Here is a 26,411-nt window from a genome sequence, read left to right on the forward strand (position 1 = left end):
TCTCACTGCTAAGACCCATCACGATGAGCAAACCACTACAAAAACCCACCATTCTGAATGTTGAAACAGTCGCCAAATCGCGCCTGTTTAATGTCGAAAGTGTGGATCTGGAGTTCAGCAACGGTGTGCGTCGCGTTTATGAACGTATGCGCCCCTCGTCGCGCGAAGCGGTGATGATTGTGCCGATTGTCGACGATCATCTGATTTTGATCCGCGAATACGCTGTGGGAACGGAATCTTACGAGCTTGGGTTCTCGAAAGGGCTGATCGACCCGGGCGAAACCGTCTTTGAAGCGGCAAACCGCGAGCTGAAAGAAGAGGTGGGGTTCGGGGCGAATGAGCTTTCATTCCTGAAAAAACTGAGCATGGCGCCGTCCTATTTTTCCAGCAAAATGAATATCGTGGTGGCGGAAGATCTCTATCCTGAATCGCTGGAAGGGGATGAGCCGGAGCCGCTGCCGCAGGTTCGCTGGCCGCTGGCGCATCTGATGGACCTCCTGGAAGACCCTGACTTTAATGAGGCTCGCAACGTGAGCGCGCTGTTCCTGGTACGGGAGTGGCTGAAGGGGCAGGGGCGGCTGTAGCCCATAAAAAAAGCCGGGTGGCGGCTTCGCCTGACCCGGCCTACGCTGTGTTGCCCGGTTTTTACCGGGCATTTTTACATTTAGAACAGCTCGTGCGTTTCGCCGTTATCGATAATCTCTGTACCCACCTCATGCACCGCCTGTGTGGTTGGCTGTGTGCCCTCGATGAAATACTCCTCGCGACTATTACCGCCGTTGGCGAGCTGGCCCGTGCTGCGGTCGATATTGACCGTCACCACGCCAGGCGGTGGCGTCAGCGGCTGCTCCGGCACGCCTTCAAGAACGGCCTTCATGTAGGCGTCCCAGGCTGGCTGCGCGCTCTTCGCGCCGCCTTCGTAGCCGGAAATCTGATCTTTAATTGCGCCGGAGGCCGTGGTACGCCCTAAATCGCGGCGGTGATCGTCGAAGCCGATCCAGACTGAGGTCACCACGCCCGGACCGTAACCGGAGAACCACGCGTCTTTCGAGCTGTTGGTTGTCCCCGTTTTACCGCCGATATCATGGCGCTGCAGATCGCGTCCTGCGCGCCAGCCGGTACCCTGCCAGCCTGGCTCACCGAAGATGTTGGTGTTCAGCGCGCTTTTGATCAGGAAAGACAGCGGCGTGTTGATCACATGCGGGGCGTATTCCTGCGCGCCGGTCTGCGCCACCAGCGCCTGGTTCGCCTGCTCGAGCTGCGGCTGCGGCACCACGCCGTTCTGCTGCTCCTGCGACACGGCAGGGTCTTCCATGTCCTTGTTTTCAAGTACTTCAGATTTCGGCGTATTGCCATAAATGACCGGAATATCGCAGTCAGGGCAGGCAATTTTCGGCTTCGCCTCGAACAGCACGCCGCCCTGATCGTTCTCGATCTTGCTGATGAAGTACGGGTCAATCAGGAAGCCGCCGTTGGCCATCACCGAGTATCCACGCGCGACCTGAAGCGGCGTAAAGGAGGCTGAGCCTAACGCCAGCGACTCGGTGCGAACGATGTTCTGCGCCGGGAAACCGAAGCGCTGCAGATACTCTGCGGCATAGTCGACGCCCATGGCGCGCATGGCACGCACCATCACCACGTTTTTCGACTGTCCCAGACCCTGACGAAGACGAATCGGGCCGGCATATTCCGCAGGGGAGTTTTTAGGCTGCCAGTCGGAACCCGCCCCCGCATCCCAGCGGGAGATTGGCACGTCGTTGAGGATGCTGGCGAGGGTCAGGCCCTTATCCATCGCGGCCGTGTAGAGGAACGGTTTGATATTGGAACCGACCTGACGCAGCGCCTGGGTGGCGCGGTTAAATTTGCTCTGGTTGAAATCGAACCCGCCGACCAGGGCCAGTACAGCACCGTTCTGCGGATTGATAGAAACCAGGGCCGAGTTGACGTCCGGCACCTGCGCCAGCCACCAGGATTCGCCAACCTTGCGCACCCAGATTTGCTGCCCGGTCTGTACCGCATCGGTCACTTTACGCGGCGTGGCGCCCTGCAGGGTATCCGAGCGGTACGGACGCGCCCAACGGATACCGTCCATGCGCAGGGAGACGGACGTACCGTCCGCCAGCGTCGCAACGGCTTCCTGAGGATCGGCCTGCGTCACCACGGCAGGAAGGAGCGGCCCGTAGGTAGGCAGTGCTCTCAGCGTACTGATGATTTTCTTGCTGTCCCACGCGCTTTCGCCCACCTTCCAGAGCACGTTTGACGGGCCGCGATAGCCGTGACGCATATCGTAGTCCATCACGTTGTTGCGCACCGCGTCCTGCGCCGCCTGCTGCACTTTACGGGTGACGGTGGTGTACACGCGATAGCCATCTTCATAGGCCTTGTCGCCATAACGGTTCACCATCTCCTGGCGAACCATTTCGGTCAGGTAAGGCGCAGAGAAGGCGATCTCCGGGGCGTGGTAGTTAGCGTCAATGACGTCGTTGCGCGCCTGGTCGTACTCGCTCTGGCTGATATAGCCTTCGCTCAGCATACGTGACAGGACGACGTTACGACGTGCGGTGGCGCGATCGAGCGAGTAGAGCGGGTTAAACGTGGACGGCGCTTTTGGCAGACCGGCGATGGTGGCCATTTCGCTTAAGGTGAGTTGCTCAACAGGCTTACCGAAGTACACCTGCGCGGCCGCCCCCACGCCATAGGCACGGTAGCCCAGGTAGATTTTATTGAGGTACAGCTCAAGGATCTCGTCTTTGCTTAGCAGCTGCTCAATACGGATCGCCAGGAACACCTCTTTGATCTTACGGGTCAGCGTCTTTTCAGGGCTGAGGAAGAAGTTACGCGCCAGCTGCTGCGTAATGGTACTCGCCCCCTGAGAGGCGTGACCAGAGAACAACGCAATGCTCGCGGCACGGAAAATCCCCACCGGATCGACACCGTGGTGCTCGTAAAAACGGCTGTCCTCCGTGGCGATAAAGGCTTTCACCATCACGGGTGGAATTTGGTTTAAGGTCAGCGGGATACGACGCTTCTCGCCATACTGCGCCATGAGCTCGCCATCGGCGCTATAGACCTGCATCGGGATCTGGAGACGCACATCGCGAAGCGTGGCGACATCAGGTAGCTGTGGCTCAATATATTTGTACAAACCGTAAATCGAGCCTGCTCCCAGCAGAATGCAACAGACTGCAAGGATGAATAAATACTTTACGAACTTCACCGGAGATTTCCCATTTGGTTTTACTTGGGCAGTTTCTAAACAATCGCGCGGTAGTATAAAGGCAAGCCTGATTCATTGATATAGCCGTCAGGGCGACGGGCGATAAGGAGATCGTGAAGCATGGCCTTCAAAACATGGCAAACGGGCGTTCATATTCAACAGGATAGGGTGCTGATCGTGGCGCTGGACCGGGAGAAGTCCGGCTGGCGTCTGCGGCGCTGGTGGGCAATCCCGCTGGCTGAAGGCATCATTCGTGACGGCAAAATTTGCCAGCCAGAACAGCTGGTTGATGCGTTGCGCGACTGGCGAAAAACGCTGCCGCACGCCCATCGGGTGTTCCTCTCTTTCCCGGCAGCACGCACTCTGCAGCGGTCGCTTCCCCGCCCGACCGTTGCGCTGCGCGACAGCGAGCAGCTCTCATGGCTGGGTAGCGCGCTCGCCCGCGAACTGGAGATGTCTGCCGATACCCTCTGTTTCGATTACGCGCAGGATACCTTCAGCAATACCTTTCACGTGACGGCCGCACAAAACAACGAGGTCGATACCCTTCTGGCGCTGGCGAAAACGCTGCGTTTGCGGCTGGTGACCATTACCCCGGATGCCAGCGCGCTGACGAATCTTCTTCCCGCAGTGGCGCCAGCGAAGTGCGTCGCCTGGCGGGACGATCGGCAGTGGCTCTGGGCGATGCGCCACCAGTGGGGACGCCGCTTAACTGCCGAAGCAGAAAACGTGGCCGAGCTGGCGGCGCTGCTGGCGCTTGGTCCGGATGACATCGCGCTGTTTGATTGCCGACGTGATCCATGGGAAATCCTGGAACGCTGCCATGCTCCGCTGCCGGAATGCGGGGCTGATTATACCGTCGCGCTGGCGTTGGCCATGAGCGAGGTGCCCGGATGAGCATCCTGAATTTTCTGCCCTGGCGACAGCAGCGGCGCGCGCGATGCCTGCGCTTCTGGGGCGCAATGTGTATCGGCACAGTACTGTTGATGTTCGTAGTCATTGTTTGTCTGCGGATGAACCAGTTCGTGAAACTGCGCGCGCTGCAAACGGATCTGACGGGAATGCAGTCCGTGCAGCACGCGCTTGTCGCCCGGCAAAAACTGGCCGCACAGGCGCAGCTCCCCGTGCAAACCAGGCAACGACGCGCATGGCAACCGGTGCTGGCCTCCCTTTCCCGCGCCATTCCTTCACAGGTCTGGCTGACAGAGCTGCGCTATCAGCCGCCTGCGCTGATATTGACCGGTTACGCTATCACCCTGCCGGCCCTCTCTACTCTGCGCGATGCGCTTGGCCAAATAGCGGGCTTTACACCCGGGACGCCGGGCGAGCTTCGTCAGGATAGTCGGGGGCACTGGCTGTTTACGCTTCATCTCAAAAGCGAGGGGTAACGCGTGAATACCTTGTTAGAACGCTGGTGCGAAAGCCGTCCCTGGCATCGGGTACTCTGCTGGTGCCTGGGGAGTCTCCTGGCAGGGCTGGTCGCGTGGGGCGCGTTGCTCAGACCGATAGACAAGCAGTGTGCTGAACAACAACGCCAGCTGATTGAGGATGTAAGCACTAACGCATCGTTATGGCCTGTTGTCAGAAAGGGGTCGTTTCGTCCGGACGCTGCGAAGGCTCGGGAGCTGGCGCCGTTCTCCCCGCTCAATTTTCAGGGCGATAACACGACGCTGGTTCACTGGAAGCCGCTGCAAAATGGAGGGGAGCTGTCGCTGGATGCGGAGTGGCAGGCCATTCCTGAGCTTTTTTCCCGGCTGGCACAGCAGGATGTGCAGATCGCGGCTTTCACGATTTCGCCACAAGGTTCGGCGTTACGCCTGCGGCTGGAGCTGGAACATGCGAAATAGCGCGCGATTTTTGCTGGTTTGCTCAGTGCTGCTATTAACCGGTATGCGCGATCCGTTTCGTCCTCCGGACGATCCTTGCGCCATTGGCGAGCTGGCGCAGTGGCGCTTTCGCGGCATGGTGGAAGGGCAGGAGACTATCGGCATTTTACAGGATGGGCAAAAGCGCTGGTACCGGCTGAAAATGCATGAGCGCTTCCCGGCTGGCTGGAGGATAACCGCCGTCAATGCAGCGGAGCTGGCGGTTGATGTGGGTGACACCTGTGACCCGGGAAAATGGACGTGGCAACGAGAAGGAACGGACAAAAATGAATTTACGGATAATGCTGTGGCTGCTGGCGTTCAGCCAACCGCTGTGGGCCGCCGCGCCAAAACCGGTCACGCTGGTGGTGGATGACGTGCCTGTGGTCCAGGTGTTACAGGCCCTGGTCGCACAGGAGAACCGTAATCTGGTGGTATCGCCTGATGTCAGCGGTACGCTTTCGCTTAACCTGACGCGCGTTCCCTGGAGGCAGGCGTTACGAACGGTCGTCTCCAGCGCCGGACTCGTCTTGCGCGAGGAGGGCGGTATTTTTTATGTGCATACCGCGGCCTGGCAGCGTGAGCAGCGGGAGCGTTCAGAGCAGGAACAGGCGCGTCGACAGCTTGATGCCCCGCTGGTCACTCAGGGCATTCCCTTTTCTTATGCGGATGCCGGGGAGCTGCAAAAAGCCGCGGAAAAACTCCTGAGCCCAAAGGGGAGTTTATCCGTCGACAAACGTACTAACCGTCTGCTGATTCGGGATAACCAGGCTGCGGTGGATACGCTGCAGCGCTGGGCCGCCGAGATGGATATTCCCGTCGAGCAGGTCGAACTGGCGGCGCATATTGTGACCATTAACGAAAAAAGCCTGCGTGAGCTGGGGGTGAAGTGGAATCTCGCCGACGCTACCGACGCGGGCAAGGTGGGACAACTGACGACGCTGGGCAGCGATCTTTCTGTTGCCAGCGCCACCAGCCACGTGGGGTTTAATATCGGTCGGATTAACGGCAGGTTGCTTGATCTGGAACTTTCAGCGCTGGAGCAAAAACAGCAGGTCGATATTATTGCCAGCCCGCGGCTGTTGGCCTCGCATATGCAACCTGCCAGCATTAAGCAGGGCAGCGAAATTCCGTATCAGGTCTCAAGCGGGGAAAGCGGCGCCACCTCCGTTGAGTTTAAAGAGGCGGTACTCGGAATGGAGGTCACACCGGTGGTATTGCCGGGGGGACGCGTGCGCCTGAAACTACACATCAGCGAAAATATGCCGGGACAGGTTCTGCAGCAGGCCGATGGCGAAACGCTGGCTATCGACAAGCAGGAGATAGAAACCCAGGTGGAGGTAAAAAGTGGAGAAACGCTGGCGTTGGGCGGAATTTTTTCCCAGAAGAACAAAACCGGCAGTGACAGCGTACCCGGTCTGGGAAGCATCCCCTGGATTGGATCGCTTTTTCGTCATGACGGGAAAGACAACGAACGGCGTGAATTAGTGGTGTTTATTACACCACGTCTGGTCGGTATTCGCTGACGGGTAACGATCCCCGCAATGATTTTGCATTCAGTTTGTTGCAGATGTTTGACGTGGGGCATGAATTAGCATACAAGGAGTACCGATTTGAGTTGGACTTACGTCTTATTACCTTATGCGCCCGGCGCGGTGATTTAATCAGTTGCCAAACAAGCCGGAGTATTGAGATAATTTTTAGTCTGACTCTCGCTCTATTGCATATGAGGTTTCAGTTCATGTCCTGCTACGCCGGGTGTCTGCGAAGCGGGGATTACCATTAACGAATAGTCTTAGTAGTACCGATAAAATGGCAGAGAAACGCAATATCTTTCTGGTTGGGCCTATGGGTGCCGGCAAAAGCACTATTGGGCGTCAGTTAGCTCAACAACTCAATATGGAATTTTACGATTCTGATCAAGAGATTGAGAAACGAACCGGAGCTGATGTGGGCTGGGTTTTCGACGTAGAAGGCGAAGAAGGTTTCCGTGACCGAGAAGAAAAAGTGATCAACGAACTCACGGAAAAACAGGGCATCGTTCTGGCAACAGGCGGCGGCTCTGTGAAATCTCGCGAAACCCGCAACCGTCTCTCCGCCCGTGGCGTAGTGGTCTATCTTGAGACGACCATTGAGAAACAGCTGGCACGTACGCAGCGCGATAAAAAGCGCCCGCTGCTGCAGGTTGAAACGCCACCACGCGAAGTTCTGGAAGCGTTGGCCGATGAACGCAATCCGCTGTATGAAGAGATTGCCGATGTGACCATTCGTACCGACGACCAGAGCGCTAAAGTGGTTGCAAACCAGATTATTCATATGCTGGAAAGCAACTGATTCTGGCTTTATATACACTCGCCTGCGGGTAAAAGCATTAAAGGTGGATGTCGCGTCATGGAGAGGATTACAGTTACTCTCGGGGAACGTAGTTACCCTATCACCATCGCGGCTGGTTTGTTTAACGACCCAGCTTCCTTTTTACCACTGAAAGCGGGTGATCAGGCGATGCTGGTCACCAACGAGACGCTGGCTCCGCTTTATCTCGACCGCGTACGCCACCTGCTTGAGCAGGCGGGCGTAAAAGTCGACAGTGTGATTCTCCCCGATGGCGAGCAGTATAAAAGCCTGACGGTACTGGATACCGTCTTTACCGCATTGCTGCAAAAACCGCATGGTCGCGATACAACACTGCTTGCCCTGGGCGGCGGTGTTGTGGGCGATCTGACCGGCTTTGCGGCCGCAAGCTATCAGCGTGGTGTCCGCTTTATTCAAATCCCAACCACGCTGCTGTCTCAGGTCGACTCCTCTGTCGGTGGCAAAACGGCAGTGAACCATCCGCTCGGCAAAAACATGATTGGCGCGTTCTATCAGCCCGCATCGGTGGTGGTGGATCTCGACTGTCTGAAAACCCTGCCGAAGCGCGAACTGGCTTCGGGTCTGGCGGAAGTGATCAAATACGGCATTATTCTGGATGGCGAGTTCTTTAACTGGCTTGAAGAGAATATGGATGCGCTGCTGGGCCTCGATGAGGCAAAACTGGCATACTGCATTCGTCGTTGCTGTGAGCTGAAAGCAGAAGTTGTTGCCGCAGACGAGCGTGAAACGGGCTTACGTGCTTTACTGAATCTTGGGCATACGTTTGGTCACGCGATTGAAGCCGAAATGGGTTACGGCAACTGGCTGCACGGTGAAGCCGTCGCGGCCGGCATGGTGATGGCTGCCCGCACCTCTGAACGCCTTGGGCAGTTCAAACCGGAAGAGACGGCACGTATCATTGCGCTGCTTGAGCGTGCAGGTTTGCCGGTGAACGGGCCGCAGGAGATGTCGGCGCAAGCGTATTTACCCCACATGATGCGCGATAAAAAAGTATTGGCAGGTGAGATGCGTCTTGTACTCCCGCTTGCAATAGGGAAGAGTGAAGTGCGCGGCGGAGTGCCGCACGATGTCGTTCTTGGCGCTATCGCTGACTGTCAGCAGGCGTAACAACTAGAAAGGTCAGGCCACTGTCGCAGGTGGTCGTTTAGCTTCAGGTGAAATGCAAAGTCGTTGGCATAAGCCTTTGAGTGGGGTGTTAAATGGATGAATTCAAACCAGAAGACGAGCTGAAACCCGATCCCAGCGATCGTCGTACTGGTCGTTCTCGTCAATCTTCAGAACGTGATAACGAGCCGCAGATCAACTTTGACGATGTTGATCTGGATGCAGACGATCGTCGCCCTTCGCGCAGCCGCAACGCGCACGAAGAGCGAGCAGAAGAGGATTATGAGTCCGAAGAAGATTCAATGGACGAACAGCCTGTAGAGCGTCGCCCGCGTAAACGTAAAAAAGCCGCTGCGCCAAAACCGGCGTCCCGCCAGTACATTATGATGGGCCTTGGCGTTCTGGTGCTTGTGCTGCTGATTGTCGGCATTGGCTCCGCGCTTAAAGCACCGTCAACGAACTCAACCGAGCAAACGGCTTCCGCTGAGAAGAGCATCAACCTTTCCGGTAACGATGCGTCCAATCAGGCGAATGGCGCACAGCCAGCGCCGGGTGCTACTTCCGCAGAGCAGACCGCCGGTAACACCACAGCGCCGCAGGATGTTTCTCTGCCGCCCGTTTCTTCAACCCCAGCTCAGGGTCAGGCACCTGTTGCGCCAGAAGGTCAGCAGCGTGTGGAAGTTCAGGGAGACCTGAACAATGCGCTGACGCAGCCGCAGAACCAGCAGCAGGTTGATAACGTCGTGGTTAACTCTACGCTGCCAACTGAACCTGCAACCGTTGCCCCGATTCGCGGCGGTAACGCTCAGCCTCAAACGGCCGCGACGGAAACCAAACCGCACCAGACGCAGACTACAACACGTCCTGAACGTAAGCAGGCAGTGATTGAGCCTAAGCGTGAAACCAAACCTCAGGCAGTGGTAAAAGCGCCTGAAGTGAAAGCCGTACCGGCCCAGCCGAAACGCACGGAAACGGCTGCGGTGAGCGAGCCTGCTAAAGCGCCCGTCACGCAGACTGCGCCGAAAGCCACGGCGACCACCACGGCACCGGCTGCCACAGCGGCACCAGCCGCGACGGCAACCGCCTCCAGCAGCGCGGCAGGTAAAACGGCAGGTAACGTCGGTTCGCTGAAGTCTGCGCCTTCCAGCAACTACACGCTGCAGCTGAGCAGTTCGTCTAACTACGACAACCTCAACAGCTGGGCGAAGAAATCAAATCTGAAAAACTATGTTGTTTATCAGACGACCCGTAACGGTCAGCCGTGGTATGTGCTGGTGAGCGGTGTTTATTCGTCAAAAGATGAAGCAAAACGTGCCGTAGCGGCGCTGCCAGCTGACGTTCAGGCGAAGAACCCATGGGCGAAGCCGATTCATCAGGTTCAGGCCGATCTGAAGTAATGTTTAAAGCGCAGGATGCTGTCGGAGCTTTCTCCACAGCCGGAGAAGGTGTAATCAGTTAGTCAGCATGAAAAAAAATCGCGCTTTTCTGAAATGGGCAGGGGGGAAATACCCCCTGCTCGATGATATTAAAAAGCACCTGCCTGAAGGCGAGTGTCTTATCGAACCTTTCGTGGGTGCGGGATCGGTGTTCCTCAACACCGATTTTTCTCGTTATATCCTGGCGGATATCAACAGCGACCTTATCAGCCTCTATAACATCGTTAAGCTCCGTACCGATGAGTATGTCGCAGAGGCGCGCAAGCTGTTTACGCCCGAGAACAATAATCCGGACGTTTACTACCAGTTCCGCGCGGAGTTTAACCAGAGTCAGGATCCGTTCCGCAGAGCTCTGCTGTTCCTCTATCTTAATCGTCATGGTTACAACGGCCTGTGCCGGTATAACCTGCGCGGGGAATTTAACGTGCCGTTTGGTCGCTACAAGCGCCCGTATTTCCCACAGGACGAGCTTTATCACTTTGCTGAAAAAGCGCAGAACGCGGAGTTTCATTGCCTCTCCTATGAAGAGTGTATGGAACTGGCAGGCGTCAATTCGGTGGTTTACTGTGACCCCCCATACGCGCCGCTGTCTGCGACGGCGAACTTCACCGCCTACCACACCAACAGCTTCAGCCCTGCCGAGCAGGCGCGTCTGGCGGAGATGGCGGAAAAGCTGGTCAGCAAAAGAATTCCGGTGTTAATTTCGAATCACGACACGCCTGATACGCGCGAATGGTACAAAGCCGCGAAGCATTTTCAGGTTAAGGTGCGGCGTAGCATTAGCAGCAACGGCGGCACACGTAAAAAGGTGGACGAACTCCTGGCTCTTTATCGCCCCTGAGCCGTTTTGCCCGCCGGTAAACACATTTCAAGGAGAAGCGGATGAAACAGTTTTTGATTGCTCCCTCAATTCTGTCGGCCGATTTTGCCCGCCTGGGTGAAGATACCGCCAACGCACTGGCGGCTGGCGCGGATGTCGTCCATTTCGACGTGATGGATAACCACTACGTTCCTAACCTGACCATCGGTCCGATGGTGCTCAAGGCGCTGCGTAACTATGGCATTACCGCCCCGATCGACGTTCACCTGATGGTGAAACCGGTTGATCGCATCGTGCCTGACTTCGCCGCGGCGGGTGCCAGCATCATCACCTTCCATCCGGAAGCCTCTGAACATGTGGATCGCACGCTGCAGCTGATCAAAGAGAACGGCTGTAAAGCGGGTCTGGTGTTTAACCCGGCCACGCCGCTGAGCTATCTCGACTATGTCATGGACAAGCTGGACGTGATCCTGCTGATGTCCGTTAACCCCGGTTTTGGCGGCCAGTCATTCATTCCTCACACGCTGGATAAGCTGCGTGAAGTCCGCCGTCGTATCGACGAGTCAGGCTACGACATTCGTCTGGAAGTAGACGGCGGCGTGAAAGTGAATAACATTGGTGAAATTGCGGCGGCAGGCGCGGATATGTTCGTTGCCGGTTCTGCCATTTTCGACCAACCGGATTACAAAAAAGTCATTGATGAAATGCGCCGCGAGCTGGCGAAGGTAAGTCATGGATAAATTACAGGCTATTCGGGGTGTGGCATTCGACCTCGACGGCACGCTGGTTGACAGCGCGCCGGGCTTAACGAGCGCCGTCGACCAGGCGCTGTATGCACTTGAACTCCCCGTTGCGGGTGAAGAGCGCGTCGTCACGTGGATTGGCAACGGCGCCGATGTTCTGATGGCGCGCGCGTTGACGTGGGCGCGTCAGGAGCGTGCGTCGCAGCGTTCCGCCCAGGGTAAACCGAGCGTCGATCACGCGGACATCCCGCAGGAAGAGCAGCTGCGTATTCTGCGCAAACTGTTCGATCGTTTCTATGAAGAGACCGTCGAGGAGGGCAGCTTCCTGTTCCCGGACGTTCAGGAAACGCTGAGCGCGCTGCACGCGAAGGGCATCCCGCTGGGTCTGGTGACCAACAAACCCACGCCGTTTGTCGCACCGCTGCTGGAAGCGCTCAGTATCGCGAAGTATTTCTCCGTGATTGTGGGCGGCGACGACGTGCAGAACAAAAAGCCCCATCCGGAACCGCTGCTGCTGGTGGCAGGAAAATTATCCTTAACGCCTGCGGAGCTGCTCTTTGTCGGCGATTCCCGCAATGATATTCTGGCTGCCCGCGCGGCCGGGTGTCCTTCCGTGGGGTTAACCTATGGCTACAACTACGGTGAAGCCATCACGCTGAGTGAGCCGGACGTCGTTTTCGACCACTTCAAAGATTTGTTGCCCGCACTCGGGCTTTCGCACAGTGAACATCAGGAATTGAACAATGACTAAGCCCATCGTTTTTAGTGGCGCACAGCCTTCAGGTGAATTGACCATTGGTAACTACATGGGTGCGTTACGTCAGTGGGTCAGCATGCAGGATGACTACCATTGCATTTACTGCATCGTCGATCTCCATGCGATTACCGCCCGTCAGGATCCTGAGAAGCTGCGCAAAGCCACGCTGGACACCCTGGCGCTGTATCTGGCCTGCGGCATCGATCCAGAGAAGAGCACCATCTTCGTTCAGTCTCACGTGCCGGAGCACGCGCAGCTGGGCTGGGCGCTGAACTGCTACACCTATTTCGGCGAGCTGAGCCGCATGACGCAGTTCAAGGATAAATCCGCGCGCTACTCTGAAAACATCAACGCCGGACTGTTTGACTATCCGGTACTGATGGCGGCAGACATCCTGCTGTACCAGACAAACCAGGTACCTGTCGGCGAAGACCAGAAGCAGCACCTGGAGCTGAGCCGCGATATCGCCCAGCGCTTTAACGCGATCTACGGCGATGTGTTTAAAGTACCAGAGCCATTTATTCCGAAGTCCGGCGCACGCGTGATGTCGCTGCTGGAGCCGACCAAGAAGATGTCCAAGTCTGACGATAACCGCAACAACGTTATCGGCCTGCTGGAAGATCCGAAATCGGTTGTCAAAAAGCTCAAGCGCGCGGTGACCGATTCCGACGAGCCGCCAGTCGTGCGCTACGACGTGCAGAACAAAGCGGGCGTCTCCAACCTGCTGGATATCCTCTCGGGCGTCACCGGCCAGAGCATCCCTGAGCTGGAAAAACACTTCGAAGGCAAGATGTACGGCCACCTGAAAGGCGAAGTGGCAGATGCCGTTTCCGGCATGCTGACCGAGCTGCAGGAGCGTTATCACCGCTACCGTAACGACGAAGCGTTCCTGCAGAAAGTGATGAAAGAGGGGGCGGAAAAAGCCAGCGCGCGCGCGTCCGAAACCCTGAAAGCGGTGTATGAAGCGATTGGGTTTGTGGCGAAACCTTAAGCCGCTGTGCCGGGTGGCGGCTTCGCCTTACCCGGCCTACGGGACCGTGTAGGTCGGGTAAGCGTCAGCGCCACCCGACAAAAAACACACTCTCCAAAACTAAAAAACCGGGATATCCCGGTTTTTTTACGCCTGTAAAACGCTTACTGCTGTGCCGCCGGGCCGCAACCACCGATGATCTTCGAAATGGAGATCGCCGGGTGCAGCAGGTAATCGTAGCTGCAGTTATTTTTGGTGTTTTGAACGTGACCGGTGCAGGCCGTCAGCGTCGATAACAGGCCAACCAGAACGGCGGCTTTTGCCAGTTTGAACATATGCATTCCTTGTCTAAAAAATGGATGTAATACGAGGGAATAAATGGAAAAGTTCCACTATGCGGGCGGTATGTTATCGGTAGCGGTAAGAGGGGAGTAGTCCGCTTAAGGACTACTCCAGGAAGGGATAATATGCGTTAGTGATTCGAGAACCAGTTCAGCCTGTCGCGCAGTTCAACCACGCGGCCTACCACGATCAGCGCCGGGCTTTCGACCTGCTGCGCCAGCTCGCCTAACTGCGTCAGCACGCCATTCACCACGCGCTGCGTAATGGCGGTGCCGTTTTCGACCAGCGCGACGGGCATATCCGCATTCATACCGTGCTCCAGCAGCTTCGCCTGAATCGTGGCGGCCTGATTGAGCCCCATGTAGAACACCAGCGTCTGCTTTTCGGCGGCCAGGTTATGCCAGTCCAGCTCGCTGCCGGTCTTCAGGTGGCCCGTCACCAGACGCACGCTCTGAGCGTAGTCGCGGTGGGTCAGCGGAATGCCAGAGTACGCTGAACAGCCGGACGCCGCCGTAATGCCGGGCACCACGGAGAACGGAATACCCGCGTCGCACAGGGTTTCCAGCTCCTCGCCGCCGCGTCCAAAGATAAACGGATCGCCCCCCTTCAGGCGGACCACGCGTTTTCCCTTTTGCGCTTCGCGCAGCAGGATCTGGTTAATCTCCTCCTGCGGCACGCAGTGGTAGCCCGCGCGCTTGCCCACGAAAACGCGGTCGGCGTCGCGGCGCACCAGGTTCATGATGTCATCGGAGACCAGACGGTCGTACACCACGATATCCGCCTGCTGGATCTGCTGTAGCCCTTTCAGCGTCAGCAAACCCGCATCTCCGGGGCCTGCGCCTACCAGCACCACTTCGCCGCGATGGTCCAGCGGTTCGCTCAGCAGCTGTTCGGTCGTCTCTTCAACGGCTTTGGTGTCCTGATTCGCCAGCGACTGCGCCAGCCTGTCGTTCACAAAGAATTTTTCCCAGAAGCGACGGCGCTCGCCCACGGTCGCGAAGGTTTGCTTCACGCGTGAACGCAGCTGACCGGCATAATGCGCAATCTGGCCAAGGTGTTGAGGCAACAGGGCTTCCAGTTTTTCCCGCAGCAGACGCGCGAGAACCGGCGAACGTCCCCCGGACGATACCGCAATCATCAGCGGCGAGCGGTCGATAATCGACGGCATGATAAAGCTGGCCTCTTTCGGCGCATCCACCACGTTGCAGAAGATACGGCGCGCTTCGCAGGCGTCGCTCACGCGCTGGTTCACTTCATCGTCATCCGTCGCGGCAATGGTCAGCCAGCAGGTGTCCAGCAGGGATTCATTAAACGCACCCTGTTCCAGCGTGAGCATCCCTTCCTGGGCCCAAACCTCAAACTGGGGGGCGAAGGACAGGGCATTCACGGTCAGGCGGGCGCCAGCCTCTAGCAGCAGGCGCGCTTTGCGCTCGGCCACGTCGCCGCCGCCCACGAGCAGGCAGTCGCGGTTGCGTAATTGACAAAAAATCGGCAGGTGATCCACGACGTTACCTCACAGCATTCATGGCGGGGGAAGAATTGACGTCAGGATAACAGCAGGAATCGTACAGAACATACGGTTTTTCCTGCCGTTACCCATAAGGGGTCATAAGCCTTTCCTATTGAAAAGGCGAGGGGTTACGCTTTCAGCTGCACCTCGCCGTCCTTCACGCGGACGTCGTAGTGTTTGATCGAGAAGCTTTCATCTTCCATGCAGAGTCCGTCGGTTAAGCGGAAACGCTGCTTTTTCAACGGGCTGGCGACCCACAGTTCACCCTGATGCTCGGCAATCAGTCCGCGGGAGAGCACGCTGGCCTCAAAGAACGGGTCGATATTGCTGATGGCAAAGATCTGTTCATCGTGGCGAGGGCGGAAAATCGCCACCTGCTCGTTGCCCAGCAGCGCACAGACGCCGGTGGCGGGGAGAATGTCGTTAATATTGCAGATGTTTACCCACTGGCTCATGCGTTTTCCTCCACCAGCGTGACCGGAATACGTTCATACGGCGTCGCCGGACGATGCTGTTCGCGCTCCGGCACAACCTGTACGTTCGGGTCGCGCTGGGTGCTGTTGATAAAGTGTTTGAAGCGCGTCTGCGCCGCCGGGGTGTTGACGGTTTCCGTCCACTCGCAGATCACCGCCTCGCGCAGGCGCGCCATTTCCGCTTCCAGATGTTCGTTCAGGCCCAGCTTGTCGTCGATAATGACCGATTTCAGGTAGTCGATGCCGCCCTCGAGGTTATCGAGCCAGGAGGCGGTACGGGTCAGCTTATCGGCGGTACGGATGTAGAACATCATGAAGCGGTCGAGATACTGAATCAGCGTGTCGCGATCGAGATCCGCCGCCAGCAGGTCCGCATGGCGCGGTTTCATCCCGCCGTTGCCGCACACATACAGGTTCCAGCCTTTCTCGGTGGCAATAATACCCACGTCTTTACCCTGCGCTTCCGCACATTCGCGGGTACAGCCGGAGACGCCGAACTTCATTTTGTGCGGGGTACGGATGCCTTTGTAGCGGTTTTCCAGCTCAACGCCGAAGCCCACGCTGTCGCCGACGCCGTAGCGGCACCAGGTGCTGCCCACGCAGGTTTTTGCCATGCGCAGCGCTTTGGCGTACGCGTGGCCGGTTTCGAAGCCCGCTTCAATCAGCTGACGCCAGATTTCCGGCAGGTCGTCCTTCTGCGCGCCAAACAGGCCGATACGCTGGGAGCCGGTAATTTTGGTGTAGAGGTTAAATTCACGTGCGATACGGCCCACCGCGACCAGCCCTTCCGGCGTAATTTCACCACCGGCGGAACGCGGAATGACGGAGTAAGTACCGTCTTTCTGAATGTTCGCCAGGAAGTTGTCGTTGGTGTCCTGCAGCGGCGTATGTTCTGGTTTGAGCACGTACTCATTCCAGCAGGACGCCAGCAGGGAGCCGACGGTCGGTTTACACACTTCACAGCCGTAGCCCTGGCCGTGCTTCGCCAGCAGTTCGTCGAAGGACTTGATGCCTTCCACGCGGATCAGATGGTACAGCTCCTGGCGAGAGTAAGCGAAGTGCTCGCACAGGTTGTTGTTCACTTCGATGCCCTGTTTCGCCAGCTCGGCGTTCAGCACCTGGGTGACCAGCGGAATACAACCGCCGCAGCCGGTACCGGCTTTGGTTTCCGCTTTCAGCGCCGCAACGGTGTGGCACCCTTTGTTGATCGCGGAGATCAGCATGCCTTTGGTGACGTCGAAGCAGGAGCAAATCTGCGCGCTGTCCGGCAGTTTATCCACGCCGATGGACGGCTTGCCGCTGGAGGCGTGCGCCGGGAGGATCAGCGCGTCCGGGTTTTCCGGCAGCTCGATGGCGTTCAGCACCAGCTGGAGCAGGTTGCCGAAGTCGCTGGTGTCGCCCACCAGTACCGCGCCGAGCAGGGTTTTGTTGTCCTGGCTGACGATGAGACGTTTGTAGACTTCTTTGCTTTCGTCGAGATAGACATAGCTGCGCGCGCCGGGCGTGCGGCCATGCGCATCGCCAATACCGCCTACGTCCACGCCCAGCAGCTTCAGCTTGGCGCTCATGTCTGCGCCGGTGAAGGCGTTTTCGCTGCCCAGGATATGATCCACGGCGACCTGCGCCATTTTGTACCCGGGCGCGACCAGGCCGAATACGCGGTTGTTCCAGCTGGCGCATTCGCCGATGGCGTAAATATCCGGGTCGGAGGTCTGGCAGGTGTCGTTAATCATGATCCCACCGCGCTGCGCGACGGCCAGGCCGCACTGCGTTGCCAGCTTGTCGCGCGGGCGGATGCCGGTGGAGAAGACGATGAAGTCCACTTCCAGCTTGCTGCCGTCGGCAAAGCGCATGGTTTTGCGTGCTTCAGTCCCTTCCTGAACGATCTCTTTGGTGTTTTTGCTGGTGTGAACCTTCACGCCCATGCTTTCGATCTTACGGCGCAGCTGATCGCCACCCATGTGGTCGAGCTGTTCGGCCATCAGCATTGGCGCAAATTCGATAACGTGGGTTTCAACGCCGAGGTTTTTCAGCGCGCCCGCGGCTTCCAGGCCCAGCAGGCCACCGCCAACAACCGCGCCGCGTTTGCTTCGACGCGCACAGGATTCAATGGCGTTGAGGTCTTCAATGGTACGGTAAACGAAGCAATCCTGCGTTTCCGAGCCTTTAATCGGCGGGATCCACGGATACGAGCCAGTCGCCATGATCAGCTTATCGTAAAAAACCGTACGGCCGGCGCTGGAGTGGATCACTTTTTCCTGACGGTTGATGGTGATAGCGCGTTCGCCCACCAGCACTTTTACGCCATGCTTCTCGTAGAAACCTTCACGCACCAGAGAGAGCTCTTCGGCGGTATGATGGGAGAAGTAGGAAGACAGGTGCACACGGTCGTATGCCTTGCGGGGTTCTTCACAGAACACGGTAATATCGAACTGCTCAGCATCGGCTTTATCGAGAAGATCCTCAATAAAGCGGTGGCCGACCATGCCGTTACCGATGATAGCGAGTCTGACTTTGCTCATTATTGCCTCGATTTCTTTTCTATTATTGCCTACCTTAACGATTCAGCAGGGGCGCTTATTGATGCAAATCAAATACGCCTTCGCCTACTCCTTAGGTGGTATATGACTGATTTGTCAGGATTTTTATAAGTGGCGGAAATCGCAGGCTTTTCGTGTTCGTTGAATTTGTGTACAAATCAGGGGCGGTTTTGCAAAAATCGATACGCCTGAATATCAGCTGCGTTTATGAGGGGAAAGGTATGTCTACATCACCGTTATGGCTTGTTCAGAATGTGCGTTTACCGGGTCGGGAAGGGCTGTGGCAACTTGCCATCGAGAACGGGCGTTTTGGTGACATCACCCCGATGGACGACACCCACGCCGAAAGTTATGAGGTACTGAACGCGCGCGGTGGGCTTGCTCTCCCGCCGTTCATCGAGCCGCATATTCATCTTGATACCACCCAGACGGCGGGGGAGCCGAACTGGAACCAGTCCGGCACGCTGTTCGAAGGCATTGAACGCTGGGCGGAGCGCAAGGCGCTGCTCAGCCATGAGGATGTGAAAGCACGCGCCTGGAAAACGCTGAAGTGGCAAATCGCTAACGGCATTCAGTTTGTCCGCACCCATGTGGATGTCTCTGACCCGACGCTCACCGCCCTGAAGGCGATGCTGGAGGTGAAGCAGGAGGTGGCGCCGTGGGTAACGCTGCAAATCGTCGCGTTTCCGCAGGAAGGTATTCTCTCTTACCCGAACGGCGCGGCGCTGCTTGAAGAGGCGTTAAAACTGGGGGCCGACGTGGTGGGGGCGATCCCGCACTTCGAATTTACCCGGGAATATGGCGTGCAGTCGCTGCATATCGCTTTTGAGCTGGCGAAGAAGTATGACCGCCCGCTGGATATCCACTGCGATGAAATTGACGACGAACAGTCGCGGTTTGTCGAGACGGTGGCCGCGCTGGCGTATGAGGCCGGCATCGGCCCGCGCGTGACGGCCAGCCACACCACCGCCATGCACTCCTACAACGGCGCTTACACCTCGCGGCTTTTCCGTCTGCTGAAGATGTCGGGGATTAACTTCGTCGCGAACCCGCTGGTCAACATCCACCTGCAGGGGCGCTTTGATGACTATCCGAAGCGTCGCGGCATCACCCGGGTGAAAGAGCTGCAGGAAGCAGGTATTAACGTCTGCTTTGGTCATGACGACGTCTTCGACCCGTGGTACCCGCTCGGCACCGGCAATATGCTGCAGGTGCTGCATATGGGGCTACATGTCTGCCAGATGATGGGCTATCCGCAAATCGACAGCGGCCTGAACCTGATTACCCATAACAGCGCCCGCACCTTTGGCCTGAGCGATTACGGTATTGAAACGGGAAATCCGGCAAACCTGATTATTCTGCCTGCGGAGAGCGGGTTTGAAGCGGTGCGCTGTCAGGTGCCGGTGCGCTGGTCGATTCGTCAGGGGCGGATTATTGCCACTACGCAGCTGGCGCAGACCTGGATCCAGATGGATACCGGAGGAGAAGAGGTCAGTTTCGCCAGAAACAGCCCCTCTGCGTAATGCAAAGGGGCGCAGGGTTTAGTGCGATGCCGCTGCCGCGTTGTGCTGGCGGTGGCGGGTCACAAAGCCCAGGATGAAGCACATGATGAACACCACGGCGTACAGACCGTTCGCGGTGTGCAGTGCGGCCAGCGGGCCGCTGTGGGCAACGATCGGGCCCGTCACCACGAAGGTCAGCATGGTACCGATGGTGCCGCAGGTCAGAACGAAGTTAACCAGCTTCGGCGAGGCCACTTTGGTCTGCAGAGAGCCCAGGGTGATGATCGAGGTGTAAATCGCGCTGGAGAAGAAGCCCAGGGTCAGAATGAACCACGGCATATGCTCCGGCGAACCGTTGATGAACAGATACATCAGAACGGTCGCCAGGCCCGCCAGCACGGTCAGAATGCGCTGCAGGTCGAAGAAGCGCAGGATGAAGCTAAACGCCCACATGCCGAACATGTAGGACATCCAGAAATCGCTCACCAGTTTACCCGCATCGTTCAGGCTCATGCCCAGACCTTTGGCATATTCCGGTACCCAGGAGATAAAGCCCAGCTGGCCCAGGATGTAGCACAGGGCGGCGATGGAGAGGAACAGCACGCCGATACCCCATTTCTCTTTCGCCACAGGCTCTGCCGTGGTTTGCGCTTTTTTACCCAGAACCGGGAAGTCGCAGCCGAAGGTCAGAATAAAAATAGCAACGTAGACCAGACCGATGCAGGCGTAGACCCAGTACCACTCAATGCTGCGCGCCAGCAGAACGGCAGCGACCATCGGGAAGATCATTCCGGCCATGCTGAAGAAGGAGTCGGTAAACAGCAGGCGCGCGCCGCGCTGGCGGCCTTCATACATATGGGTAATCAGGAACGTCCCGATCGACATGGTGATCCCGCTGACCAGGCCGAGCACGAACATGGCGGCTGAGAACAGGGCGATGCTGTGGCTGAGCATCAGACCCGCCACGGCGGCGACCATCAGCACGAAGCCGAAGCGAAGCTGGGTTTTCAGCGGCACGATTTCCATCAGCCAGGCATTCAGGAAGATAGAGATCAGGATCCCTGCGTTGAGGAAGGTAAAGGTGTTACTCATGCTGGAAACGGGCAGATGGAAGTAGTCTGCGATATTCCCCATCACCATCCCGGTGACGATCACCAACGCGCCGGTCAGGGCGTAGGAGAAGAAGCTGATCCATGTGAGCTTGATGCGATTGCTGTTAGTCATGTCTGGCCTGTTCAAAAAAAGAAAAGCGCCGAAGGGGCGCTGAGAGCGGGCAGATTTTAGTCGCTAAAGTGATCCATTCCTATCTTTTAAGGGTAATGATTATGTCATTGCAGGTTTTAATGTGATCTAAATCACATTAAGTGACGGTCTAACCAATCGTTTGCGCAGTAATAATTGTTTCAATTTCGTAAAATTAGGTAAAAGGCTGGTCTACGTTCATACTGCTCTTTAGAATCAAGCCATTCGCTTTTTATACTGCGCTTTGTTAAGGAATTCTCATGCTCAAATCAACACTGGCGGCTGTCGCAGCTGTGTTTGCTCTTTCTGCCGTTTCCCCTGCTGCGCTGGCAGCAAAAGGGGACCCTCACGTTCTGCTGACCACCTCCGCCGGGAATATTGAGCTGGAACTGAATAGCCAGAAAGCTCCGGTTTCTGTGAAAAACTTCCTCGACTATGTGAACAGTGGTTTCTATAACAACACCACCTTCCACCGCGTGATCCCGGGCTTCATGATTCAGGGTGGCGGCTTCAACGAGCAGATGCAGCAGAAACAGCCGAACCCGCCAATCAAAAACGAAGCGGACAACGGCCTGCTGAACAAGCGCGGCACGATCTCTATGGCGCGTACCGCAGACAAAGATAGCGCGACCAGCCAGTTCTTCCTCAACGTGGCGGATAACGCCTTCCTCGACCACGGCCAGCGCGACTTCGGCTATGCGGTGTTCGGTAAAATCGTGAAAGGGATGGACGTGGCCGATAAGATTTCTCAGGTGCCTACCCATGACGTCGGTCCGTATCAGAATGTGCCGTCCAAACCTGTCGTGATCCTCTCCGCAAAAGTTCTGCCGTAACGTTCTTCGACGCGGGCGATGCTCGCCCGTGTTGTGACCCCTCCCTGCGAAAGCGCGTTTTGCTGCTTATACTTGTGGCAAACGGACTATTCAGGGAGGCGTTAAGTGAAAAAACTCACCGACAAGCAAAAATCCCGTCTCTGGGAGCAGCAGCGTAGCGTCAACTTTCAGGCCAGTTGTCTCCTTGAGAAAGGTAATGGTCCATCGGATCCCGACATTGAGAGCCTGGCGCTTGGGCCTTCCGCGCCCGGGTTACCCCATCTGTGCCTTATTCACCGCCATCTCTACCGCAGAGAGATGAAGCGGGCAGGTGAGTTCCGTACCGACGATATTTTCAAAGGTGATATTCCCTTCTGCCATTTCGAATACATCGAAAAGATGGGTAATGAACTGATGGCGGCGCTGGAAAGTGAAAAGTATCTGGCTGGCCTTGAGAAAGCGGCGTTCATTGAAAAAATTAGCCATTATTACTGTGAAATCAACATGCTGCATCCTTTTGCGCGTGGTAACGGTATTGCTCAGCGCGTTTTCTTTGAGCAGCTGGCGCTTCATGCGGGCTATTCACTGGACTGGCGCGATATCGATCCCGAGGAGTGGGTGTCCGCTAACCGCAGCGGCGCAACGGGGGATTTAACCGCGCTAAACGCGATCTTTGCCAAAGTAGTGAGCGAAGCGCGGGAATCTGAGTAGAATAGGGCGGCATTTTTTTCGGGAGCCGCCATGATTCTGCTGATTGATAACTATGATTCCTTCACCTGGAACCTTTACCAGTATTTTTGCGAACTGGGTGCAGAGGTGGTTGTCCGTCGTAACGACGAGATTGGCCTGGCCGATATCGAGACGCTGGCTCCGCAGAAAATCGTGATTTCACCCGGCCCCTGCACGCCGTCGGAATCAGGTATTTCGCTGGAGGTTATCCAGCACTATGCCGGCAAGCTGCCGATCCTCGGCGTTTGTCTGGGCCATCAGGCGATTGCCCAGGCCTTTGGTGCCACCATCGTGCGCGCCGCCAAAGTCATGCACGGCAAAACCTCGCCGGTCACCCACACGGGCACCGGAGTGTTCACGGGGCTCAATAATCCGTTAACCGTGACGCGCTACCATTCCCTGGTCATTGACCCGTCGACGCTGCCCGACGGCTTTGAGGTGACCGCCTGGAGCGATACGCAGGAGATCATGGGGATTCGACATCGCGAATGGGATCTCGAAGGCGTGCAGTTCCATCCGGAAAGCATCCTCAGCGAGCAGGGGCACGCGCTGCTGGCAAATTTCCTCCATCGCTGAATATCTGTTGCCTTGCTGTGATTTTTTATGCATATTTTGTGATTATATTTTCACAATCAATGTGACATAAAATGGATGGGCATGACATGGCAACTGAACAACCAGCAATTACCCGCGCGACATTCGATGAAGTGATTCTGCCGATTTATGCACCGGCTGAATTTATCCCGGTGAAGGGGAAAGGCAGCCGCGTCTGGGATCAGCAGGGCAAGGAGTATGTGGATTTCGCGGGCGGTATTGCGGTCACGGCGCTGGGTCATTGCCATCCCACGCTGGTGGAGGCGCTGAAAACCCAGGGTGAAACCCTGTGGCACACCAGCAACGTGTTCACCAACGAACCGGCGCTGCGCCTGGGCCGTAAGATCATTGATGCCACGTTTGCCGAGCGCGTGCTGTTTATGAACTCCGGCACCGAAGCCAACGAAACCGCCTTTAAGCTGGCGCGCTACTACGCGACCACGCGCCACAGCCCGTACAAAACCAAAATCATCGCCTTCCACAATGCCTTCCACGGGCGCTCCTTCTTTACCGTCTCCGTTGGCGGCCAGCCGAAGTATTCCGACGGGTTTGGTCCGAAACCGGCCGACATCATCCACGTGCCGTTTAACGATCTGCACGCGGTGAAAGCGGTGATGGACGACCACACCTGCGCGGTGGTGGTCGAGCCTATTCAGGGGGAAGGCGGCGTGACCGCGGCAACCCCGGAATTCCTGCAAGGGCTGCGCGCGCTGTGCGACGAACATCAGGCGCTGCTGGTGTTTGATGAAGTGCAGTGCGGGATGGGGCGTACCGGGGACCTGTTTGCCTATATGCACTACGGCGTGACGCCGGATATTTTGACCAGCGCGAAAGCGCTCGGCGGCGGTTTCCCGGTAAGTGCGGTCCTGACGACGCAGGAGATCGCCTCCGCGTTTCACGTCGGTTCTCACGGCTCTACCTATGGCGGTAACCCGCTGGCGAGCGCCGTGGCGGGGGCCGCGTTCGACATCATCAACACGCCAGAGGTGCTAAACGGCGTTAGCGCGAAGCGCGAGCTGTTTGTGAAGCACCTGAAGCAGATTGACGAGCAGTACGACGTGTTCAGCGAGATCCGCGGGATGGGGCTGCTGATTGGCGCCGAGCTGAAGCCGCAGTACAAGGGCCGCGCGCGCGACTTCCTGCACGCCGCCGCTCGCGAAGGGGTGATGGTGCTCAACGCCGGGCCGGACGTGATGCGCTTTGCGCCGTCGCTGGTGGTGGAAGACAAAGACATCGAAGACGGCTTAACCCGCTTTGCCGCGGCGGTTGCAAAGATCGTTAAAGGCTAATATTCGGTTCGTTTCAACCGGCGCGTTAACCAAACCCCATGATGCGGACGCTGACGCCATGCCACCGACGAAATGGTGTGCATGGTGTTCAGATGCCCCAGCACGCGCTGCAAGTGTTGCTCCAGGGTGCTCATTGGCCCGTGGGTTAACGTCTCCGGCGCTTCCAGAATATTTAAATCCCCCGACTCGCCCGGTGAGTCATACTCCAGACGCTGCTGGCAGCGCTGCAACGCAATTTCACACGACTGCAGGTAGCGCTGCGCCAGATCCGGCGTCAGCATCGTATGCTCGCGCGCCAGCGTCGTCATGGCGTTAATGTGCTCAACGATAAACTGACTGTGCGTTACCCAGAGCTTCATGTCCGCCAGATAGTGCGAATTAAAGCCCGGCTCCTGCATCGCCTGGTTGAGCGAGTTAAACAGGGCGTTGTGCGCCTGGTTGACCTTCATGCGCTGATACGCCAGCGGGGAGGGCTGCGGGTCGTCGCTCAGGATGAGGCGAATGGCCTGCTGGTCGGCCTCCAGCGCGTCGTGGGCGTTCTGCCTGAGCAGCCCGCTCTGCCACTGCGGCCACAGCCAGACCATGCCGCCGAAGGCAATCAGGCAGCCGATCAGGGTATCAATCAGCCTGGCGACAATAAACTGTTCGCCGTTCAGCGTAAGCAGCTGCAGGGTGTATACCGCCGTCACCGTAAAGCCCACCATCGCCCAGCCGTAATTTTTGCGGATAATCAGGTAGCTCACCAGCGTGATCGCCAGCATGCCTGCCAGGGTATAGCCTTCCGGCACGTGGAAGTGCAGCGTTACGCCTGCAATGATCAGCCCGGCCATGGTGCCGCCCGCCCGGTGCAGAATACGCACCCGCGTGGCGCCGTAGCCGTTCTGGGTGACGAACAGCACGGTCATTAAGATCCAGTAGGGCTTCGGCAGATGCAGCGCCATGCCCATCAGGCTGGCGATACTGAGCATCACGCTAATTCGTGCGGCATTGCGCAGGGCGGACGATTTGAGAGACAGATAGCTTTTGAGCGCGGGCAACAGGGGAAGCCGTTTTTGTTTATCCGCCATCAGGTCGCGGGAATAAAGCGGGCGCTGGGTGCGCAGCACGCGGGCGATGCGGCTGAAGTGCCAGGCGGCAAACTGGCCGACCGGGTTATCCGGATGCTGACGGGCGATTTTCTCCAGCGCGCCGAGCTGTTTTTCCATATTAAAGCGCGTGGGATAGCGGTGGTAGAGAATATCGTCAGCCAGCACGCGCAGGCGTGCCGAGACGGTCTGCGCGTTCCAGCGGATCACCGCTTCGGCGTGGCTGCGCTCAACCAGCTTTTGCACCTCCTGCGGGTGGTGCAGGCTAACGGAGATATGCTCCTGCAGATCCAGGCCTACCTGGAAGGTGCGCAGCAGTCGTTTGTATTCGTGGTTCTTATTGGCGGCGAGCATATGCAGCTGCTGATAGCACTGGCTTATCAGATCCACCACCTTCTGCTGGCGCGTCAGCAGCGGCGGTAAGGCTTTTTCCGGATCGGTATGCTGGGTGAGCAGGGTGTATTTGGCTTCGCAGTATTCCGCCAACTGCACATAGAGCAGGCTCAGGGATTCGCGCAGCGGCTGTTCCCGCCACAGCCAGAACCAGAACCAGTTAAACAGCCCGTACCACAGTGTCCCCAGCGCGTAGATCAGTAGCGGCTCCCACACCGGCATATTCCCGGCGAGGCTCAGCGTGAAGATGGCCGCAATCAGCGAGGCGGGTAGCAGGCGGGCGTGCAGCGAGCTGATTTCCGCCGTGACGCCGAGCGTCATCGCCAGCACCGTCAGGATCAGCGGCAGCGGGATATCCCGGGCCAGTAAAAGCTGTACGGCAAGGCTACAGCCAGCAAACAGGCAGCCGCCCACGATCAGTCGTTTGAAAAAGCGCTTATGCGGTGTGTCCAGGCCGGCAATGTTGCAGCAGGCGGGCACGAGGGAAAAGAGCAGGCCTTGCTGAAGGTGTCCGAGGATCAGGCCGATGGCCACGGGTAGACACAACACCAGCGTTTGTCGCAGTGCGTAGTTAACTTCCGGGTGATAGATCAGCCTGCGCCACATGAGGAGTAG

The 26,411-nt window shown here is 57.4% G+C and carries 25 protein-coding genes; 18 read left to right on the plus strand and 7 right to left on the minus strand.

Going from position 1 to position 26,411, the window contains the following annotated elements; translation table 11 throughout:
- The first annotated feature begins 23 nt into the window (after nucleotides 1-23).
- Nucleotides 24-584: an ADP compounds hydrolase NudE gene (gene nudE / locus ACHH0Z_RS18630; RefSeq protein ID WP_008503041.1), complete on the plus strand. Its 561-nt coding sequence runs from the start codon at nucleotides 24-26 to the stop codon at nucleotides 582-584.
- A gap of 80 nt (nucleotides 585-664) precedes the next feature.
- On the opposite strand, the gene mrcA is transcribed toward nudE, so the two are convergent.
- A complete protein-coding gene (gene mrcA, locus ACHH0Z_RS18635; RefSeq protein WP_023326230.1) occupies nucleotides 665-3,217 on the minus strand; it encodes a peptidoglycan glycosyltransferase/peptidoglycan DD-transpeptidase MrcA in 2,553 nt (850 codons plus the stop codon).
- Nucleotides 3,218-3,337: 120 nt separating this feature from the next.
- Between mrcA and pilM the strand changes: the two genes are divergently transcribed.
- From pilM to trpS, 12 genes are all read left to right on the plus strand, one after another.
- Complete coding sequence (pilM, locus tag ACHH0Z_RS18640; RefSeq protein ID WP_045409128.1) at nucleotides 3,338-4,114, plus strand: pilus assembly protein PilM; 777 nt, start codon at nucleotides 3,338-3,340, stop codon at nucleotides 4,112-4,114.
- A complete protein-coding gene (locus tag ACHH0Z_RS18645; protein ID WP_045409130.1) occupies nucleotides 4,111-4,605 on the plus strand; it encodes a PilN domain-containing protein in 495 nt (164 codons plus the stop codon). Before pilM ends, ACHH0Z_RS18645 begins: the two co-directional genes overlap by 4 nt.
- A 3-nt stretch (nucleotides 4,606-4,608) precedes the next feature.
- Entirely contained in the window at nucleotides 4,609-5,064 is a 456-nt protein-coding gene (locus ACHH0Z_RS18650) for a hypothetical protein (protein ID WP_045409133.1), read from the plus strand.
- Complete coding sequence (locus ACHH0Z_RS18655) at nucleotides 5,054-5,458, plus strand: HofP DNA utilization family protein (RefSeq protein WP_045409136.1); 405 nt, start codon at nucleotides 5,054-5,056, stop codon at nucleotides 5,456-5,458. Before ACHH0Z_RS18650 ends, ACHH0Z_RS18655 begins: the two co-directional genes overlap by 11 nt.
- Nucleotides 5,370-6,608 carry a DNA uptake porin HofQ gene (gene hofQ / locus ACHH0Z_RS18660; protein WP_045409139.1) on the plus strand — a complete coding sequence of 413 codons (1,239 nt, stop codon included), beginning with the start codon at nucleotides 5,370-5,372 and terminating at the stop codon, nucleotides 6,606-6,608. The genes ACHH0Z_RS18655 and hofQ overlap by 89 nt, the downstream gene beginning before the upstream one ends.
- 286 nt (nucleotides 6,609-6,894) lie before the next feature.
- Nucleotides 6,895-7,416 (plus strand): shikimate kinase AroK, encoded by a 522-nt coding sequence (gene aroK, locus ACHH0Z_RS18665; RefSeq protein ID WP_003861630.1) that lies wholly within the window; start codon nucleotides 6,895-6,897, stop codon nucleotides 7,414-7,416.
- 57 nt (nucleotides 7,417-7,473) lie between these two features.
- Nucleotides 7,474-8,562, plus strand: coding sequence for a 3-dehydroquinate synthase (gene aroB / locus ACHH0Z_RS18670; protein WP_021242200.1), 1,089 nt, complete (start codon nucleotides 7,474-7,476; stop codon nucleotides 8,560-8,562).
- 92 nt (nucleotides 8,563-8,654) lie between these two features.
- A complete protein-coding gene (damX, locus tag ACHH0Z_RS18675) occupies nucleotides 8,655-9,956 on the plus strand; it encodes a cell division protein DamX (RefSeq protein WP_023294719.1) in 1,302 nt (433 codons plus the stop codon).
- Between the two features lie 67 nt (nucleotides 9,957-10,023).
- Nucleotides 10,024-10,836 carry an adenine-specific DNA-methyltransferase gene (dam, locus tag ACHH0Z_RS18680; RefSeq protein WP_008503033.1) on the plus strand — a complete coding sequence of 271 codons (813 nt, stop codon included), beginning with the start codon at nucleotides 10,024-10,026 and terminating at the stop codon, nucleotides 10,834-10,836.
- A 41-nt stretch (nucleotides 10,837-10,877) separates the two neighbouring features.
- Nucleotides 10,878-11,555, plus strand: coding sequence for a ribulose-phosphate 3-epimerase (gene rpe / locus ACHH0Z_RS18685; RefSeq protein WP_008503032.1), 678 nt, complete (start codon nucleotides 10,878-10,880; stop codon nucleotides 11,553-11,555).
- A complete protein-coding gene (gene gph, locus ACHH0Z_RS18690; protein WP_045409142.1) occupies nucleotides 11,548-12,309 on the plus strand; it encodes a phosphoglycolate phosphatase in 762 nt (253 codons plus the stop codon). Before rpe ends, gph begins: the two co-directional genes overlap by 8 nt.
- Nucleotides 12,302-13,306 (plus strand): tryptophan--tRNA ligase, encoded by a 1,005-nt coding sequence (trpS, locus tag ACHH0Z_RS18695; RefSeq protein WP_024907925.1) that lies wholly within the window; start codon nucleotides 12,302-12,304, stop codon nucleotides 13,304-13,306. The genes gph and trpS overlap by 8 nt, the downstream gene beginning before the upstream one ends.
- A gap of 143 nt (nucleotides 13,307-13,449) precedes the next feature.
- Here trpS and ACHH0Z_RS18700 read toward each other — a convergent pair whose 3' ends face one another.
- The 4 genes from ACHH0Z_RS18700 to nirB all read right to left on the minus strand — a co-directional run bounded on the left by ACHH0Z_RS18700 (nucleotide 13,450) and on the right by nirB (nucleotide 18,132).
- The gene (locus ACHH0Z_RS18700; protein ID WP_008503029.1) at nucleotides 13,450-13,620 is read right to left on the minus strand and encodes a YhfL family protein; all 171 of its coding nucleotides are present in this window, start codon (nucleotides 13,618-13,620) and stop codon (nucleotides 13,450-13,452) included.
- A 137-nt stretch (nucleotides 13,621-13,757) separates the two neighbouring features.
- The gene (gene cysG, locus ACHH0Z_RS18705) at nucleotides 13,758-15,131 is read right to left on the minus strand and encodes a siroheme synthase CysG (RefSeq protein WP_023326222.1); all 1,374 of its coding nucleotides are present in this window, start codon (nucleotides 15,129-15,131) and stop codon (nucleotides 13,758-13,760) included.
- A 134-nt stretch (nucleotides 15,132-15,265) separates the two neighbouring features.
- On the minus strand, nucleotides 15,266-15,592 hold the full coding sequence (gene nirD, locus ACHH0Z_RS18710; protein ID WP_045409145.1) for a nitrite reductase small subunit NirD: 327 nt from the start codon (nucleotides 15,590-15,592) through the stop codon (nucleotides 15,266-15,268).
- Nucleotides 15,589-18,132, minus strand: a complete 2,544-nt coding sequence (gene nirB, locus ACHH0Z_RS18715; protein WP_045409147.1) for a nitrite reductase large subunit NirB — start codon at nucleotides 18,130-18,132, stop codon at nucleotides 15,589-15,591. The genes nirD and nirB overlap by 4 nt, the downstream gene beginning before the upstream one ends.
- 239 nt (nucleotides 18,133-18,371) lie before the next feature.
- Between nirB and ACHH0Z_RS18720 the strand changes: the two genes are divergently transcribed.
- Nucleotides 18,372-19,673 carry a cytosine deaminase gene (locus tag ACHH0Z_RS18720; protein ID WP_045409176.1) on the plus strand — a complete coding sequence of 434 codons (1,302 nt, stop codon included), beginning with the start codon at nucleotides 18,372-18,374 and terminating at the stop codon, nucleotides 19,671-19,673.
- Nucleotides 19,674-19,691: 18 nt separating this feature from the next.
- Here ACHH0Z_RS18720 and tsgA read toward each other — a convergent pair whose 3' ends face one another.
- A complete protein-coding gene (gene tsgA / locus ACHH0Z_RS18725; protein ID WP_045409149.1) occupies nucleotides 19,692-20,876 on the minus strand; it encodes an MFS transporter TsgA in 1,185 nt (394 codons plus the stop codon).
- Between the two features lie 278 nt (nucleotides 20,877-21,154).
- Between tsgA and ppiA the strand changes: the two genes are divergently transcribed.
- The 4 genes from ppiA (at nucleotide 21,155) to ACHH0Z_RS18745 (ending at nucleotide 24,318) form a co-directional block, all read left to right on the plus strand.
- On the plus strand, nucleotides 21,155-21,727 hold the full coding sequence (gene ppiA / locus ACHH0Z_RS18730) for a peptidylprolyl isomerase A (protein ID WP_014885514.1): 573 nt from the start codon (nucleotides 21,155-21,157) through the stop codon (nucleotides 21,725-21,727).
- 105 nt (nucleotides 21,728-21,832) lie between these two features.
- A complete protein-coding gene (locus ACHH0Z_RS18735; RefSeq protein WP_045409151.1) occupies nucleotides 21,833-22,417 on the plus strand; it encodes a putative adenosine monophosphate-protein transferase Fic in 585 nt (194 codons plus the stop codon).
- A gap of 30 nt (nucleotides 22,418-22,447) precedes the next feature.
- The gene (pabA, locus tag ACHH0Z_RS18740; RefSeq protein WP_008503021.1) at nucleotides 22,448-23,011 is read left to right on the plus strand and encodes an aminodeoxychorismate synthase component 2; all 564 of its coding nucleotides are present in this window, start codon (nucleotides 22,448-22,450) and stop codon (nucleotides 23,009-23,011) included.
- Between the two features lie 86 nt (nucleotides 23,012-23,097).
- On the plus strand, nucleotides 23,098-24,318 hold the full coding sequence (locus tag ACHH0Z_RS18745; RefSeq protein WP_186436486.1) for an aspartate aminotransferase family protein: 1,221 nt from the start codon (nucleotides 23,098-23,100) through the stop codon (nucleotides 24,316-24,318).
- On the opposite strand, the gene ACHH0Z_RS18750 is transcribed toward ACHH0Z_RS18745, so the two are convergent.
- Nucleotides 24,315-26,402 carry a YccS/YhfK family putative transporter gene (locus tag ACHH0Z_RS18750; RefSeq protein ID WP_023345020.1) on the minus strand — a complete coding sequence of 696 codons (2,088 nt, stop codon included), beginning with the start codon at nucleotides 26,400-26,402 and terminating at the stop codon, nucleotides 24,315-24,317. The two genes, ACHH0Z_RS18745 and ACHH0Z_RS18750, sit on opposite strands and share 4 nt — an antisense overlap.
- Nucleotides 26,403-26,411 lie beyond the last annotated feature (9 nt).

Origin of the sequence: Enterobacter cloacae complex sp. 2024EL-00227 (genome assembly GCF_043945315.1) — a bacterium.
GTDB classification, from domain to species: domain Bacteria; phylum Pseudomonadota; class Gammaproteobacteria; order Enterobacterales; family Enterobacteriaceae; genus Enterobacter; species Enterobacter roggenkampii.

Coding starts and splice junctions, on each gene's coding strand:
- nudE (WP_008503041.1), top strand. CDS start 24: ATGAGCAAACCACTACAAAAACCCACCATTCTGAATGTTGAAACAGTC.
- pilM (WP_045409128.1), top strand. CDS start 3,338: ATGGCCTTCAAAACATGGCAAACGGGCGTTCATATTCAACAGGATAGG.
- ACHH0Z_RS18645 (WP_045409130.1), top strand. CDS start 4,111: ATGAGCATCCTGAATTTTCTGCCCTGGCGACAGCAGCGGCGCGCGCGA.
- ACHH0Z_RS18655 (WP_045409136.1), top strand. CDS start 5,054: ATGCGAAATAGCGCGCGATTTTTGCTGGTTTGCTCAGTGCTGCTATTA.
- hofQ (WP_045409139.1), top strand. CDS start 5,370: ATGAATTTACGGATAATGCTGTGGCTGCTGGCGTTCAGCCAACCGCTG.
- aroK (WP_003861630.1), top strand. CDS start 6,895: ATGGCAGAGAAACGCAATATCTTTCTGGTTGGGCCTATGGGTGCCGGC.
- aroB (WP_021242200.1), top strand. CDS start 7,474: ATGGAGAGGATTACAGTTACTCTCGGGGAACGTAGTTACCCTATCACC.
- damX (WP_023294719.1), top strand. CDS start 8,655: ATGGATGAATTCAAACCAGAAGACGAGCTGAAACCCGATCCCAGCGAT.
- dam (WP_008503033.1), top strand. CDS start 10,024: ATGAAAAAAAATCGCGCTTTTCTGAAATGGGCAGGGGGGAAATACCCC.
- rpe (WP_008503032.1), top strand. CDS start 10,878: ATGAAACAGTTTTTGATTGCTCCCTCAATTCTGTCGGCCGATTTTGCC.
- gph (WP_045409142.1), top strand. CDS start 11,548: ATGGATAAATTACAGGCTATTCGGGGTGTGGCATTCGACCTCGACGGC.
- trpS (WP_024907925.1), top strand. CDS start 12,302: ATGACTAAGCCCATCGTTTTTAGTGGCGCACAGCCTTCAGGTGAATTG.
- ACHH0Z_RS18700 (WP_008503029.1), bottom strand. CDS start 13,620: ATGTTCAAACTGGCAAAAGCCGCCGTTCTGGTTGGCCTGTTATCGACG.
- nirD (WP_045409145.1), bottom strand. CDS start 15,592: ATGAGCCAGTGGGTAAACATCTGCAATATTAACGACATTCTCCCCGCC.
- nirB (WP_045409147.1), bottom strand. CDS start 18,132: ATGAGCAAAGTCAGACTCGCTATCATCGGTAACGGCATGGTCGGCCAC.
- ACHH0Z_RS18720 (WP_045409176.1), top strand. CDS start 18,372: ATGTCTACATCACCGTTATGGCTTGTTCAGAATGTGCGTTTACCGGGT.
- tsgA (WP_045409149.1), bottom strand. CDS start 20,876: ATGACTAACAGCAATCGCATCAAGCTCACATGGATCAGCTTCTTCTCC.
- ppiA (WP_014885514.1), top strand. CDS start 21,155: ATGCTCAAATCAACACTGGCGGCTGTCGCAGCTGTGTTTGCTCTTTCT.
- pabA (WP_008503021.1), top strand. CDS start 22,448: ATGATTCTGCTGATTGATAACTATGATTCCTTCACCTGGAACCTTTAC.
- ACHH0Z_RS18745 (WP_186436486.1), top strand. CDS start 23,098: ATGGCAACTGAACAACCAGCAATTACCCGCGCGACATTCGATGAAGTG.
- ACHH0Z_RS18750 (WP_023345020.1), bottom strand. CDS start 26,402: ATGTGGCGCAGGCTGATCTATCACCCGGAAGTTAACTACGCACTGCGA.